This is a genomic window from Enterococcus pernyi, assembly GCF_045371165.1.
Lineage (GTDB): Bacteria > Bacillota > Bacilli > Lactobacillales > Enterococcaceae > Enterococcus_B > Enterococcus_B pernyi.
In genome coordinates this window covers 102,425-115,525 of the sequence record NZ_JBIQDM010000007.1, presented here as the reverse complement: position 1 = coordinate 115,525, position 13,101 = coordinate 102,425, and the positions used below count along the sequence as shown (strand labels likewise).

At 39.3% G+C, this 13,101-nt stretch carries 12 protein-coding genes; 1 reads left to right on the top strand and 11 read right to left on the bottom strand.

Annotation, left to right across the window (positions count from 1 at the left end; all coding sequences use genetic code 11):
• Positions 1-38: 38 nt before the first annotated feature.
• The 11 genes from codY to ACH0AK_RS09940 all read right to left on the bottom strand — a co-directional run bounded on the left by codY (position 39) and on the right by ACH0AK_RS09940 (position 12,307).
• Positions 39-830 (bottom strand): GTP-sensing pleiotropic transcriptional regulator CodY, encoded by a 792-nt coding sequence (gene codY / locus ACH0AK_RS09990; RefSeq protein ID WP_010735738.1) that lies wholly within the window; start codon positions 828-830, stop codon positions 39-41.
• Between the two features lie 15 nt (positions 831-845).
• Positions 846-2,243: an ATP-dependent protease ATPase subunit HslU gene (gene hslU, locus ACH0AK_RS09985; protein ID WP_010735739.1), complete on the bottom strand. Its 1,398-nt coding sequence runs from the start codon at positions 2,241-2,243 to the stop codon at positions 846-848.
• 11 nt (positions 2,244-2,254) lie between these two features.
• Positions 2,255-2,803 (bottom strand): HslVU peptidase proteolytic subunit, encoded by a 549-nt coding sequence (hslV, locus tag ACH0AK_RS09980; protein WP_010735740.1) that lies wholly within the window; start codon positions 2,801-2,803, stop codon positions 2,255-2,257.
• A 24-nt stretch (positions 2,804-2,827) separates the two neighbouring features.
• Positions 2,828-3,724, bottom strand: coding sequence for a tyrosine recombinase XerC (gene xerC / locus ACH0AK_RS09975; RefSeq protein WP_023519490.1), 897 nt, complete (start codon positions 3,722-3,724; stop codon positions 2,828-2,830).
• A 277-nt stretch (positions 3,725-4,001) separates the two neighbouring features.
• On the bottom strand, positions 4,002-5,327 hold the full coding sequence (trmFO, locus tag ACH0AK_RS09970; protein WP_499796877.1) for an FADH(2)-oxidizing methylenetetrahydrofolate--tRNA-(uracil(54)-C(5))-methyltransferase TrmFO: 1,326 nt from the start codon (positions 5,325-5,327) through the stop codon (positions 4,002-4,004).
• 22 nt (positions 5,328-5,349) lie between these two features.
• A complete protein-coding gene (gene topA / locus ACH0AK_RS09965) occupies positions 5,350-7,428 on the bottom strand; it encodes a type I DNA topoisomerase (protein WP_224434653.1) in 2,079 nt (692 codons plus the stop codon).
• A 126-nt stretch (positions 7,429-7,554) separates the two neighbouring features.
• Positions 7,555-8,412: a DNA-processing protein DprA gene (dprA, locus tag ACH0AK_RS09960; RefSeq protein WP_224434652.1), complete on the bottom strand. Its 858-nt coding sequence runs from the start codon at positions 8,410-8,412 to the stop codon at positions 7,555-7,557.
• Between the two features lie 55 nt (positions 8,413-8,467).
• Positions 8,468-9,235: a ribonuclease HII gene (gene rnhB / locus ACH0AK_RS09955; RefSeq protein WP_010735745.1), complete on the bottom strand. Its 768-nt coding sequence runs from the start codon at positions 9,233-9,235 to the stop codon at positions 8,468-8,470.
• Positions 9,228-10,088, bottom strand: coding sequence for a ribosome biogenesis GTPase YlqF (ylqF, locus tag ACH0AK_RS09950; RefSeq protein ID WP_023519485.1), 861 nt, complete (start codon positions 10,086-10,088; stop codon positions 9,228-9,230). Before ylqF ends, rnhB begins: the two co-directional genes overlap by 8 nt.
• Before the next feature lie 120 nt (positions 10,089-10,208).
• On the bottom strand, positions 10,209-10,985 hold the full coding sequence (locus tag ACH0AK_RS09945; protein WP_499796876.1) for an aminoglycoside phosphotransferase family protein: 777 nt from the start codon (positions 10,983-10,985) through the stop codon (positions 10,209-10,211).
• Between the two features lie 677 nt (positions 10,986-11,662).
• Entirely contained in the window at positions 11,663-12,307 is a 645-nt protein-coding gene (locus tag ACH0AK_RS09940) for a helix-turn-helix domain-containing protein (RefSeq protein ID WP_023519484.1), read from the bottom strand.
• Between the two features lie 358 nt (positions 12,308-12,665).
• Between ACH0AK_RS09940 and ACH0AK_RS09935 the strand changes: the two genes are divergently transcribed.
• A complete protein-coding gene (locus ACH0AK_RS09935) occupies positions 12,666-13,064 on the top strand; it encodes a VOC family protein (RefSeq protein WP_010735749.1) in 399 nt (132 codons plus the stop codon).
• Positions 13,065-13,101 lie beyond the last annotated feature (37 nt).

The window sequence follows — 13,101 nt, the reverse complement described above, 5'->3', positions numbered from 1 at the left end:
CACTTCTTCGAGTAGCAAGCCTCTGAAAAATCTTCCTTTTAATAACTATGCTTCGTCAGCTCATCTTTAAAACGAGCATTCAATACTTTTAAATACGTGCCTTTCATTCCCAAAGAGCGGGATTCAATGATTCCAGCTGATTCTAATTTACGTAAGGCATTTACGATGACCGAACGAGTAATACCGATCTTGTCCGCAATATTTGAGGCAGTCAATCGGCCTTCATTACCTTCTAAAGCATCAAAAATGGCTTGAACTGCTTTTAATTCACTGTATGACAACGTATTGATCGCCATTTGGACAGCGGTCGTACTGCGAACATCCGCTTCGATATCTCGTGATTTTTGATAAAGGATCTGCATCCCTACTACTGTCGCGCCGTATTCTGCTAAAACAAGGTCTTCATCGTTAAAGGCTTGTTCCATTCTTGCTAAAATGATCGTTCCTAAGCGTTCACCAGCGCCAAAGATCGGCACTACTGTCGTCAATCCAAAAGGATATTTTTCGCGACTTTCAAATGGAAATGCCGTCATATCGCTTGTGATCGGGATATTGGACTCTGTTTTCGTGATCATATCGACTGTTTCTGTGTAGGCATCAGGAAATTGTTTTTGCACAAACATTGTTTTCACACGATCATTGTTCACATCGTGCCGTTCATTATAACCAAGTAAAACCCCTTCACTGCCAATGATATACGTATTGCTGTCTAAAACAGCACCTAAAGTGACCGCCATTTTATCGTAAGGTAAATCCGCCTGCATATCAAACGTATTTTTTTGTTGCAATAATTTGTTTATCTTTCGAGTGTTCGTCAACAAATCCGTCATTTTTTTCCTCCGATTTTATAATATATAGCGACTTAGATCTTCATTTGCCGCAATTGATCCTAATTTATCATTGACATAGGCTTCTGTAATGGTAATTTCTCCCATTTGCATTTCTGGCGCTTCGAATAACAAGTCTTCCAACAATTTCTCTAATATCGTGTGTAAACGTCGTGCACCGATATTATCGGTATCACGATTCACATCATAAGCGATTTGGGCAATCCGTTCGATTGCTTCTTTAGTAAATGTGACAGTCACATTTTCAGTACCAATCAAGGCAATATATTGTTTGACTAACGCATTGTTTGGTTCAGTCAAGATCTTGACAAAGTCCTCAGCAGTTAAGTCATCTAACTCAACACGGATTGGGAAACGACCTTGTAATTCAGGAATCAAATCGCTTGGTTTTGATAAGTGGAACGCTCCTGAAGCGATAAATAAAATGTGGTCTGTTTGTAAGGTACCGTATTTCGTATTGACTTGTGAACCTTCAACGATCGGCAAGATATCTCTTTGGACACCTTCTCTTGATACTTCCCCAGATTGTTGCGATTTAGAAGTGATTTTATCGATTTCATCAATAAAAATGATGCCGCTTGATTCAGCTAATTTGATTGCCTCACTATGGATATCCGCATCATTGACTAATTTTGCTGATTCTTCTTTGATCAATAATTCTAAGGCTTCTTTGACGGTCACTGTTCGTTCGATTTTTTTCTTCGGCGTCAACGCACCAAGTGTTTCATTCAAATCGATTCCCATTTGTTCCAGTCCATTGTTCATCATCGGTGCTGGTTTTTTTTGATCTTGGACTTCGATCGTCACTTCTCGGTTGTCAAGCAAGCCTTTTTGCAATTGTTCTAACACCGTGCGACGATTCACTCGAATCTCTTCTGTGACTTCTTCTTGTGTTTCTGCCGGTTGTTGCGAAGCATTGAACATATTCATCATTTGCTCAAACTGGTTGTTTGATTGTTTTTGTTCTTTTTTGATACCTGGTACAAGGATCTTCACTAATTGTTTTTCCGCATTTTTCTTGGCTTGTGGACGAACACGAAGATACTGATCTTTTTCAACGATCTGGATTGCATTTTCGACAAGATCACGAACCATCGATTCCACGTCACGTCCTACGTAACCAACTTCAGTAAACTTCGTTGCTTCAACCTTAACAAAAGGTGCGTTGACGATTTTTGCCAGACGACGAGCGATCTCTGTTTTACCGACCCCAGTTGGCCCGATCATCAACATATTTTTAGGTGTGATATCTTGTTGCATCTTTTCATCTAATTGAAGACGTCGATAACGATTTCTAAGGGCAACTGCCACTGATTTTTTTGCTGCTTGTTGGCCAATGATATATTGATCTAATTCACTGACGATTTGTTTTGGTGTTTGTTTTAATTCATACATGTCATTCACCTCTATAATTCTTCTACAATAATGTTGTGATTTGTAAAGACGCAGATGTCTGCTGCAATATTCAACGCATTTTCAGCAATCTCTTTTGCACTCATCTCATTTTGTGCATAGTTTTTCATTGCTCGTGCGGCAGCTAACGCAAAGTTTCCACCAGAACCAATGGCTAAGATCCCATCATCCGGTGTAATCACTTCACCTGTACCAGAAACTAGTAACATTTCTTTGTCATTCATCACGATCAACATCGCTTCTAGCTTTTGCATCGACTGTTGTGTACGCCATTCTTGGGCTAATTCAACGGCTGCTCGTTGGAGATTTCCGTTGTATTCATTTAGTTTACCTTCAAATTTTTCTTCTAAAGTAAACGCGTCAGCAACGCTTCCTGCAAAGCCAACGACTACTTCATCGTTGTAAATGCGACGTACTTTTCTCGCACTGCCCTTCATCACGACAGATTCGCCCATCGTTACTTGGCCATCACCTGCCATCGCGAATTTCCCGTTTTTTTCAACTGCACAAATGGTTGTTGAATGAAACTGTGATTCTACCATAGATATTTCCTCCTAATAATGTGATCACGCTCGTGGATGGAAAGAGCGATAATTTTTTTGTAAGCTTTCTTTTGTGACATGCGCATAGATTTGAGTCGTTGATAAATTTGCATGACCTAAAAGTTCTTGCACTGTACGCATATCGGCACCATTATTCAATAAGTGCGTCGCAAAAGTATGACGTAACATGTGAGGATGGATATCACTATCCAAACTACTCTTTTTAATGATTTGATTTAATACATACTCGATCCCAGTAGGTGTGATTGGTTCTCCATGATGATTCACGAAGACATAGTCATGTGACTTATGGTATTTCGTCATTAAAACGCTGCGCCCTTTGGCAAAATACTCTTGCAAAGCATCTTGCGCAAATGAACCCAACGGCGCATAGCGTTCTTTATTTCCTTTTCCATGGATCAACATCACCTCTGAGCCAAAATCGATGGCAGACATCGTCAATTGGCTACATTCACTCAAACGGATACCTGATCCATATAGTACTTCTAATAATGCTCGATCTCTTAATGCTAAAGGACTATCCCCTGTCACACTTTCAAATAAGCTTTGCATCTCATTCTCATAAAAAAAACGAGGAAGTTTAACATTTTTTTTCTTCAAATGAACATACGAAAATGGATTTTCAGCGATTTTTTCTTCACGAAGAAGGTATTGATAAAATGAGCGTAAACTCGCAATTTTCCGACTCACCGAATTTCGACTGTACGACTTATCAGATAGATAACTTAGATAAACTCGTACATCCAAATAGCTGACTTTCAGTAGATCCGATTCCCCCGATTCCGCCAAGAATCGTTGAAAATCATTGATATCTTCTTCATAGGCAGATTTGGTTTTTTCTGAATACCCGCGCTCTATGATTAAATAACGCAAAAAATCTTCTTGTAAAGTTGGCTTCATTCTTTTTACACCTACCTTTAGATCCCAAAATAAATTTAGCATAGCCCCAGAGAAAAAACAAACAAATTGTCAGAATTTAACTAATATTTCTAAGTTTGTTCACAATTCAATTCGTTTGCTTGACAATTAAGGGATGAGCTGTCCAGAACCAACATAAAAAAACCATAGTTATTATATAAATTGGCATGAGTTCAGTCAATAACCGAGAAATAAGCCGAAGTACTCAAAAATGGCAAACACCATCCTGAGACACTTCGACTTATTACATAACATCCATTTAACGAGAAGCAAATTCTTTATTCAAGACTTCTTGCTTCACTTTTTCATTGGCTGCTAAGGCACGTTGTGCAATTGCTTCATACCGAGATTTTTTATCACGGATTCGTTCAGGTAATTCTGGGAATAATCCGTAGTTTGCATTCATTGGTTGGAAATGTTTGCCTTCCGCATGTGTGATGTAGTAGGCCATACTTCCCATGGCTGTTTCTTGTGGCAACGTCACAGGTTCCAATTCTTTCGCTAAGCGAGCAGCGTTGATCCCTGCAAGCAAGCCACTTGCCGCACTTTCAACATAACCCTCTACACCCGTCATTTGTCCTGCAAAAAATAGATCTTCGCGTTTAGTCGATTGATAAGTCGGCTTCAAGAGTTCTGGTGAATTCATGAAACTGTTGCGATGCATTACACCATAACGGACAAATTCTGCATTTTCTAATCCTGGGATCATGCGGAACACGCGCTTTTGTTCGCCCCATTTTAAATGCGTCTGGAACCCAACGATATTATAAAGAGAAGCGGCTGCATTATCTTGTCTTAACTGGATGACTGCATATGGTCTTTTTCCTGTTTTAGGATCTTCTAGGCCGACTGGTTTCATTGGTCCGAATAGCATTGTCTTAAAGCCACGTTGCGCCATTACTTCGATTGGCATACAACCTTCAAAATATTTTTCTTTTTCAAAAGATTTCAATTCAGCAACTTCCGCATTGACCAAGGCTTCATGGAAAGCTTTAAATTCTTCTTCGGCCATCGGACAGTTTAAGTAAGCCGCCTCGCCTTTGTCATAACGTGATTTTAAATACACCTTGTCCATATCGATCGTTGATTTGTCGACGATCGGTGCCGCAGCATCGTAGAAATAGAAACCGTCTGAGCCATTGAATGCTTTGATGCTTTCTGCTAAAGGATGAGAAGTCAGAGGTCCTGTCGCTATCACCGTGATTCCTTCTGGTATCTCAGTGATTTCTTCATTCACCACTGTGACTAAAGGATGCTCTTTGACCTTACGAGTGATAGTTTCAGAAAATGAATCGCGGTCCACTGCTAAGGCACCGCCTGCAGGTACAGCTGTTTCATCTGCTGAATGGATGATCACTGAATCTAAGCGACGCATTTCTTCTTTCAATAAACCAACTGCGTTCGCAAGACTATTCCCTCTTAGAGAATTGGAACAGACTAATTCAGCAAAATTATCTGTATGATGCGCTTCTGTCTTCTTAACTGGTCTCATTTCATATAACTTTACAGGTACACCCGCTTGAGCGATTTGCCATGCTGCTTCGCTTCCAGCTAGACCTGCACCTACTACATTGACGATTTTCAACTAAAAACCTCTTCTCATTTCTTTATTTTTGAACATCTTCTTCGTAATCGCCATTCGTACAAACCACTTGTTTGCCGCCTTTGACTTTTTTCTCGACCAAATAATGGTCACATTTCGGACAATTTCTGCCGATTGGTTTTTCCCAAGAGGTGAATTCACATTCTGGGAAACGAGAGCAGCCATAGAATAGACGATTTTTCTTAGATTTACGTTCGATGACTTGTCCTTCATGACACACAGGACAAGTGACGCCGATTTCCTTGACGATTGGTTTGGTGTTTCGGCAATCTGGAAAATTACTACATGCATAGAATTTACCATACTTCCCTAATTTTATCACCATCGGATGCCCACACAAATCACAATCAAAACCAGCTGGTTCATCTTTGATCTGGATTTTCTCGATTTTTTCTTCGGCATTCGATAATTCTTTTTCAAATGGTTTATAAAAACGATCGACGACTTCGATCCATTCTTCTTTTCCTTCTTCGACTTTATCCAAGTCATCTTCCATTTCAGCTGTAAAATGGATATCTACGATTTGTGGGAAGAACTCACAGATCAACGAATTGACGATCTCACCTAATTCGGTTGGTTCAAAACGTTTTTGTGTCAACTTCACATAATATCGTCGTTGGATCGTATCTAACGTTGGCGCATAAGTCGAGGGACGACCTACCCCGTTTTCTTCCAATGCACGGATCAATGTCGCTTCACTATAACGTGCAGGCGGTTGTGTGAAATGTTGTTTCGGTTCGATATCGACAGATTGCACCGTATCGCCTTCTGCTAACTCTGGCAAAATGTTTTCTTTTTCTTCTTTCCCATCATCGCGGCCTTCAACATACACTTGCATGAACCCTTTGAATTTGATTTTTGAGCCATTCGCAATGAATCTTACATCATTTTGTTCCAACGTGACTTTCATCGTATCCAATACAGCTGGCGTCATTTGACTTGCAACAAATCGTGACCAAATCAATGTATATAATTTCAATTGGTCTTTATCCAAGTATTGTTTCAACTCATCTGGTGTACGTAATGCACTGGTTGGACGCACTGCTTCATGGGCATCTTGTGCCCCTTTAGAGTTCGTTGCTTTACGTTCCGAATGACTGGAGAATTCTTTTCCGTATGTTTCTTCGATGAACGTTGCGACTTCGGCTTTAGCAGTATCGGCGATCCGTGTAGAATCGGTACGCATATACGTGATCAACCCGATCGTACCTTGTTTTCCAAGTGAGATTCCTTCATACAACTGTTGCGCCACCATCATGGTTTTACGTGTTCTGAAATTCAATTTACGAGCGGCTTCTTGTTGCAAACTACTTGTCGTGAATGGGTTCGCAGGATTTCGCTTGCGTTCCTTCTTTTCGACTTTTGTTACTGCAAACTCTTTACCAGTGATCCGGTCAGTCACTTCTTTGACAGTTTCGGCATCGGACAATTTTTTCTTTTTGCCATCGACTCCCCAAAAGTTTGCTTTGAACTTCTTACGTTCTTTCTTAAAGTTTCCGTCAATACTCCAATACTCTTCCGGCGTAAAATCACGGATCTCTCTTTCGCGTTCAATGATGATCTTCAATGCGATCGACTGGACTCGACCAGCACTCAAGCCTTTTTTTACTTTACGCCATAAGATAGGACTAATCGAATAACCAACGATACGGTCAAGCGTTCGACGTGCTTGTTGCGCATCGACAAGATCCACATCGATCGTACGTGGTTCTTTAAATGCCGCTTTGACTGCATCCTTGGTGATTTCATTGAAGACAACACGATTTTTATCGTTGAGATCCAAGCCTAACAAGTAAGCCAAATGCCAAGCAATTGCTTCCCCTTCTCTATCCGGGTCACTTGCGAGGTAAACTTTTTGCGCTTTTTTTGCTGCTGCTTTTAGACTTTTGATGACATCGCCTTTTCCTCGAATCGAGATATAATGCGGTTCATAATTATTTTCAAAATCGATCCCCATCTTACTTTTAGGTAAGTCACGAATATGTCCTACACTAGCCATTACTTTATAATTACGGCCAAGATATTTTTCAATCGTCTTGGCTTTTGCAGGTGATTCTACGATCACTAAATATTTATATGCCATTCCTGAATGGACTCCTTTCCATTTTCGGGTTCCTACTATATATATGTTACAAGGACTTTTACAAATCGTAGCTTATCATATCCATTCAGAAATCGTTTGTCAAGGAAAGCAATAATAAATCAATCGTTATGATTCCAATTCATTAAGGATATCTTGTCCTGAAAAGGTACATATCGCTCCATCTTGGATCAATTGGTGACAACCAGTGGATTGACCTGTCAAAATATTCCCAGGGACAGAAAAAATCGGACGTCCAATCTCTAAGCCTTGCTCTGCTGTGATCAATGATCCGCTTTTTGCTTTTGCTTCAATCACACAGATTCCACTTGATAAAGCGGCAATCAGACGATTTCTCATAGGAAAATGAAATTTTTGTGGACCAACATCTGGTAAAAACTCACTTAATACAAGATGATCTCTAGCAATCCCTCGTTGCAACTGCTGATTTTCTTTCGGATAACTATGATTGATCCCCGTACCGATCACTGCAATCGTTCTGCCTGAACAGCGGATCGCTACTTGATGCGCATAAGTGTCTACGCCTTTCGCACAGCCACTAACAACTAGATAGTCTTGGTCAATCACAGGAGTGATCACTCGCTCTACGATTTTTCGCGCATAACCAGATGTTTGTCTACCACCAACGACAGCGATCATTTTTCGTTTCATCAGCGAAAGATCCCCTTGATAAAATAATAAGATCGGGGGATTTGCCAAATGAAGCAATTGTGAAGGGTAGATCGGATCAAGAAAAGTTATGTATGGATTCTCTCCTATTCTATTCCGCCAAGTATAGTTGATCTGGCTCCAATAGTCATAAAAAATTGCTCTAGAGCGATTGAAGTGCGAAACTGTCAACATATCATCAACCGACAACCATTCTTTCTTTTCACTTAATAGATGACGGATCACACGCCATTTTTGCTCTCCGCTCAGTCCTTTGACTAATGCCAACTTTGTAATAAATTCATTGTATATAAGCATAAAGCGCCACCTTTTCTAATCTTTTTTATAAGATACGTAAAAAGTGGCGCATCGCTTATGATAAATATTGTTTGACTGGTGCAAAACTTTTACGATGGATTGGCGTGATGCCATGTTGTGCTAATCCTAACAGATGTTCTTTTGTTCCATAACCTGCATTCTTGGCAAAACCATAGCCAGGATATTGTAACTCGTATTCTTTCATCAAACGGTCGCGATAGACTTTTGCAATGATACTTGCAGCAGCAATCGAAATTGAACGGGCATCTCCTTTGATCAATTTATTTTGTGCAATCGGCAGATCTAAAGTCATCGCATCGATCAATAAATACGTAGGTTCTGGTGTCAATTCTTTAAGAGCTTCACACATCGCTAATTTACTTGCTTCGTAGATATTGACACGATCGATCGTCTGCTCATCGATCACACCAATCCCGACGGAGAGGGCTTTTTCTTGAATCTGTTCATACAGTTCTTCACGTTTTTTTTCAGATAATTGCTTGGAATCGTTCAATCCGTAAATCTCTACACCTTTAGGTAAAATAACAGCTGCGGCTACAACAGGGCCAGCCAAGGGGCCTCTTCCTACCTCGTCGATCCCTGCAATCAGGTCATACCCTTGAGCATATCCTTCATTTTCGTAGAAGGACATCGTCTCATATTTCTCACGAAGCAAAGCTTCCTTTGCTAAGCGTTTTTCAAAAGAGCTTAACGCTTGTTGGACACCTTTTCTTGTGTCTAATCTTAGTTGTGTGACTATCGGATCATCAAGCGTTGTGAGTTGTTTCAGTTTTTCTTTGATACTCTGGATCGATTCACTCATGAGTAGTCTCTTCCATTTCTTCACAACGATCTAAAGTATAGCGACCAAGTTTCCCTTGGCGGATATCAAAAACGACTAGCTCGCTCCCACGGTCATAATCTTGGCGATACCCTCTACGTTCCGTGATCGTCATCAATAACTCAGGTGCAACTTGTTGCTCTTCTTCTATTGATAGTCCATAACGTTCGCTGATTTTATTAGGGTAGTAACGGGCAAAGAAATCTAAGCCGTAAATTGCTAGATCATCAAGGTGTACCAATTGGTCTTTGATTGCACCAGTCAAGGCTAGTTTTTTACCGATTTCTTCATCTTCAAACTTAGGCCATAAAATACCAGGTGTATCTAATAGTTCTAATTCACTTCCTAAACGAAGCCATTGTTGCCCTTTCGTTACCCCAGGCTTATTCCCTGTTTGTGCAATCTTTTTGCCCACTAAACGATTCATCAATGTCGATTTTCCTACATTAGGAATTCCTAGGACCATCGCGCGGATTGCTCGAGGTTTGATGCCACGAGCTGCGTCTCTTTCGCGTTTTTCTTTCAATGCTTCTTTTGCCGCAGGGATCAACGCTTTGATTCCTTTACTTTCTTGAGCGGTGATTGCTAAGGCTTGATGTCCTTGCTTTCTAAAGTATTGTTGCCATAATTTTGTTTGTTGCGGATCCGCTAGATCAGCTTTATTCAATAAAACAAGTCTTGGTTTTTGTTGGATGATTTGATCTAACATTGGATTACGTGAAGACAAAGGTAGTCGTGCATCAACTAACTCAAAGACGATATCAACATATTTCATCTTTTCTGAAACTTCACGTCTAGCTTTCGCCATATGTCCTGGGAACCATTGAATAGTCATTGGTGTTTCCTCCTCTAAAACTTAAAATCTAAAAAAGTTGCTCTTTACTTATACAGTACTTGAATGAACTACACTTCTAGGAGTATACAAGAAAAAAACTAAAAATCAAACGGCTTATTCTCAAGTTTCTTCATTTTGCAACTTTCTAAGAATTTTTTTCTCATTATCGAGCAACCATTGAATATCTTGCTCATATTTTTTTAGATGGCCTTCTTGTATATTTTTTTGAAAATTTGCTTCCCCGCGACTCGCTGCTTTAGTGATGAAGTCCATCATATAAGAAAGTCGCTCGATCATCGTAGGAATCAAATTTGGATACTCGGACTCATCTAGTCTGTATGCTTCAATAAATTTTTTTAAACGATGACACGTTTCATCCGTGATTGGATCTCCTTGATTCATCTCTAAAGGTACCCAGCGATAGGCGGCATAGCTTACATCCCAGGTTCTTGATCCTGGTGTGATCGTGTCAAAATCAATGATACCAATGGCTATACCATTTTTCGTTGTCACATTGTATGGCGCAAAATCATTGTGACACATTACCTCACGCTCTCCGAACGAATGTAGCATCCACGGTTCTGTGCCACTTAAGCAAGTAAGGTATCCTTGATTTTGGTCGTGGAAATCTCTTAACAACCGACCTGCTGAACAAATGGCACTGTCCGTCAACAATTGAGGGGGCAAAGGATAATCATAGACCTCACCTGCGAGATAAGATACCACTTCATTTCCTTGCTCATCATAGCCTAGTGGTTCTGGCACATAAGTTACACCTTGGTTCCTTAGGTAACTTAAAAATTTTTGGACCTCCTCCGACCAGACTTTCTTAGGACGAATCACTTGCTCTTCTTGGATCACTACACCGTCTCTTCCTTTTGGTTTCTTTTCGATCATCTGGCTCCTCGCTTTCGACTCTTTTCTTCAGTTTACCATATCGATTCCACCTCATGTTCTAAAAATGGAAAGAGAGACGTCCTTTCAACAAGCAAGTTTCCATTTGTTAAAGTCATTCAAGGAGAATGTTGGCTATCCTAGAAATATTTACCATTGAAACAAGTCTTCTATTTCATAGTTATCTCAGAACGTGTACCGACATATGATGCGAAACTCTGGAGAAGTGAATCCATGCTTATTCAGATCGTAAACTGGACAAAAATATTTGATGAGGAGGGAATACCTTAACAGGATAAAATCCTTTGTCCGATCTACTCACAAGAGGAATACTTTATATTTCTGATTCCTAGCCGATCTTTTGGCGTACGCCATGAGTCAGTTTTAAGAAATGTCAAACGGTCATTCAGCCAACGTTAGAAAGCAATCAATGTAAAAAAGAATTTGCATAGTAATGAAAAAAGTAAGCTCCGTAAAACAATCGACTGAACGATTCGTTTCATGAAGCTTACTTTTTAACCTGATCCGACTCGAAGTATACAGCTCGTTGACAAGAAGATTCACCTGATTTCTAAAAGTTTTTTAGAAGATTTTTATTTTGCCATACTTACCTTCACTAACCATAGAACTCCTTCATTTGTCCTCATACAGCTATTTTTGAATACTTCTTTCTATACGCTTTATTTTTTATAATTCACACTAATTTTATTCACTTTTGTAAACATATCTAAATCTACTTCAATCAGTCCATCATGTACTAATTTCCGCTGATTGACATCAGAATCAGCAGTCTTATATAAATCAAGGTTTACAAATCCTTTTTGATTACTTCCGTCAACATAGTAGCCAACATATTCACTGTCTTTAGGTATAGTAAAAAGAACAGTCATTTTCTTGTCTTTGAGGGTAATATCTTTGATGTCTTCTTTGTTAAAGAGCGCTACCTCTTCTGAATCGGCGTTTTCAACTGCATTCAAGACAATCGTCGGTTGCTTAGAAAATGAAAAAAATAAAAGCGACATGACTGAAACAATCGAACAAAGTGCTACTACAAAAAACAATTTTCCTCGCTTTTTTTTCTGATTCACCGCCATTTCTTTAGTAGTATCAATCATCGTCTCAGTCATAGTAGAATTTTCCAATAGTTCGTCTAAAGACACACCTAAGCTGGTCGATATTTCCACTAGTGTATGTATGTCTGGGTAATTTCTGCCGATTTCCCAATTAGAAATAGCTGAACGACTAACATTTAATCTCTTTGCCAATTCTTCCTGTGTAATTCCTGCTTGATGCCTTTTTTCTTTTAATATTTTACCAAAATCCACAACATCGCCTCCTTATTCTATCTCTCATTATAACCATTTCATAAAAGAACTTAAAAGCGAATTATTGAAACGAATTGATATATTTCCGATTATTCGATGTCACAATCTGTGACACCTTGTAAAACAAGGATTCTTGCTATTGAAAATGTGAAACAAAACACTTATTATCAAGAGGTGAACGTTCACTAAAAAATAACAAAAAAGGAGTACTTATGAAAAAATTATTTTTATAGTACTGTTGATTATACATTTAGCGGATACGTCCAATAAAATAAAAAATTCTTTCCCAAGTTAAATACTTTGACAACGCTTACCGACGAGCGCATGATAGAGGAAAATTGAAAGGAGCTGTAGCAAGATGAACACAATGGTTTTTGTCAATTTCCCTGTGCAAGATGTTGGTCGCTCGGTCGAATTCTATACAAAATTAGGATTCAAACAAAATAAAGAATTTTCAACTGAGGAAGCAAGCGCAATGGTTTGGGATGACACATTTTGGGTGATGCTCTTGACACATGACTTTTACAAAAAATTCTTGAAAAACAAAGAAATCGCAGACACAAAAAAAATGAGCGGTGCACTGATTGCTTTTAGTTTAGCAAATGCTGCAGAAGTCAAACGTTTTGGTGAAATTGCAAAAGAAAATGGTGGTAGCTACCATACAGTCGAGATGGGAATACCGGAAGAAGAAATGTATTCTCTTGAAGTACAAGATCCTGATGGAAACACATTGGAACCAATGTGGATGAAAATATAATCAAAAAAAGAAGACTTTCCAACATATTGCTATTGGG